The organism is Streptomyces solincola, assembly GCF_002982015.1.
GTDB classification, from domain to species: domain Bacteria; phylum Actinomycetota; class Actinomycetes; order Streptomycetales; family Streptomycetaceae; genus Streptomyces; species Streptomyces solincola.
Genome location: NZ_PVLV01000272.1, coordinates 1 through 2,153, shown reverse-complemented (window position 1 = coordinate 2,153; position 2,153 = coordinate 1). Strand labels below are relative to the sequence as shown.

At 73.2% G+C, this 2,153-nt stretch carries 1 protein-coding gene; it reads right to left on the bottom strand.

The genetic code is table 11. The annotated features are described in order from the left end of the window. A partial coding sequence (locus C6N75_RS18045) for a type I polyketide synthase (RefSeq protein WP_146132603.1) occupies positions 1 to 2,153 on the bottom strand: 2,153 nt, incomplete at both ends.

Below are 2,153 nucleotides of genomic sequence, written 5' to 3'. Positions count from 1 at the left end.
GCACCCAGTACGCCGGGTCCGACCACTCCCCCGCCGACACCCGCCCCCCCGTCACCGACGAGACAACCGTCAACTCCGGCTTCGCGAAGTCAAGATCAGCGACGACAGTGCCGAACTCCGCCAGCATCGAATCCATATGGGCCGAGTGGAAGGCGTGCGACACCTCCAGACGGCGAGTACGCCGACCCAGCACGGCGAACCGCTCGCGTACCGCCTCCACGGCGGCCACGTCCCCGCTGACCACGGTCTGGACCGGGGTGTTGAGCCCGGCCACACACACCCGGCCCTCGATCCCGGCCAGGACCTCCAGCACCTCCGACTCCGACGCCTCCACCGACGCCATCGCGCCCCCGGGCTCGCAGCCCTGCATCAACCGGCCCCGCGCCACCACCAAACGGGCCGCATCCGCCAACGACAACACCCCGGCCACATGCGCGGCCGCGACCTCACCCACCGAATGCCCGGCCACCACCCGCGGGCGAACCCCCCACGACTCCCACAACCGGAACAACGCCACCTCGATCGCGAACAGGGCCGGCTGGGCGTACTCCGTGCGGTTCAGCCGCTCGACGTCCTCACCCCACACCACCTCACGCAACCCACCACCCACCACGTCCAACACCGCGTCGAACGCGGCCGCGAACACCGGAAAGACGCCGTACAACCCACGCCCCATACCCAGCCGCTGAGCACCCTGACCGGTGAACAGCACCGCCAGATCACCCTTGCCGACCTGGTCCAGGACCAGCTCCGGGTGGGCGGAGCCCTCGGCCAGCGCGCGCAGGGCGGCCGCCGCCTCCGGGACCGAGGCGGCCACGGCCGCCGCGCGGTGCTCCAGTGGGGTGCGGTGCCGGGCGGCGGTGCGCGCCAGGTCGGTCAGCGCCGTGTCCGGGTGCTCCTCCAGCCAGTCGGCCCAGGCGGCGGCCTGCGCGCGCAGGGCCGGCTCGCTGTGGCCGGAGACGACGACGGGGAGCGGGCCCTCAGCCGTGACGGCCGCGCGCTCCCGTACCGGTGCTTCTTCGATGACCACGTGCGCGTTGGTCCCGCTCAGGCCGAAGGAGGAGACACCGGCACGGCGCGGACGGTCCGCGTCCCGCCGCCACTCACACGCCTCCTGGAGGAGCTCGAGCCCGCTGCCGTCCCAGTCGATCAGCGCGCTGGGCTGTTCGGCGTGCAGGGTGCGCGGCAGCTTCTCGTGCTCCAGCGCCAGGATCATCTTGATGACCCCGACCACACCGGCGGCGGCCTGCGCGTGCCCGATGTTCGACTTGGACGAGCCGAGGCGGATCGGGTTGGCGGGGTCGCGGTCGGGGCCGAAGACCTCGGCGAGCGCGCCCGCCTCGATCGGGTCGCCCAGCGACGTACCGGTGCCGTGCGCCTCGATCGCGTCGATGTCCCCGGCCGACAGCCGGGCGGCGGCCAGCGCGTCGCGGATGACCCGGGCCTGCGACGGGCCGTTGGGGGCGGTCAGCCCCTGGCTGCGCCCGTCCTGGTTCACCGCCGAACCCCGGATGACCGCCAGCACCCGGTCACCGTCCCGCTCGGCGTCCGACAGGCGCTTGAGCACCAGCACACCGACGCCCTCCGACCAGCCCGCACCGTCCGCGTCGGCCGAGAACGACTTGCACCGCCCGTCGGGGGCCATCGCCTTCAGCCGGGAGAACTCGACGAACAGGGTGGGGGCGCTCATCACGGTGACGCCGCCGGCGAGGGCGAGTTCGCATTCGCCGCCGCGCAGGGCCTGGGCGGCGAGGTGGATGGCGGCCAGGGAGGAGGAGCAGGCGGTGTCGATGGTCATGGCCGGGCCCTGGAGGCCCAGGGCGTAGGAGACGCGGCCGGAGAGGATGCTGCCGGCCTTGCCGGTGCCGACGTAGCCGTCGAGCGCGGTCAGGTCGTGGTCGCGCAGGTCGCCGTAGTCGGAGTTCATGGTGCCGAGGTAGACGCCGGTGCGGCTGCCGGCGACGGTGTCGGCGGCGATGCCGGCGCGCTCCAGGGCTTCCCAGGAGGCTTCCAGCACCAGCCGCTGCTGCGGGTCCATCGAGACGGCCTCGCGGGGGCTGATGCCGAAGAAGGCGGCGTCGAAGCGCTCCACGTGCTCGTCGGCGAGGAAACCGCCCTCGCAGCCGTAGCTCTTGCCCTCGGCTTCGGGGTCA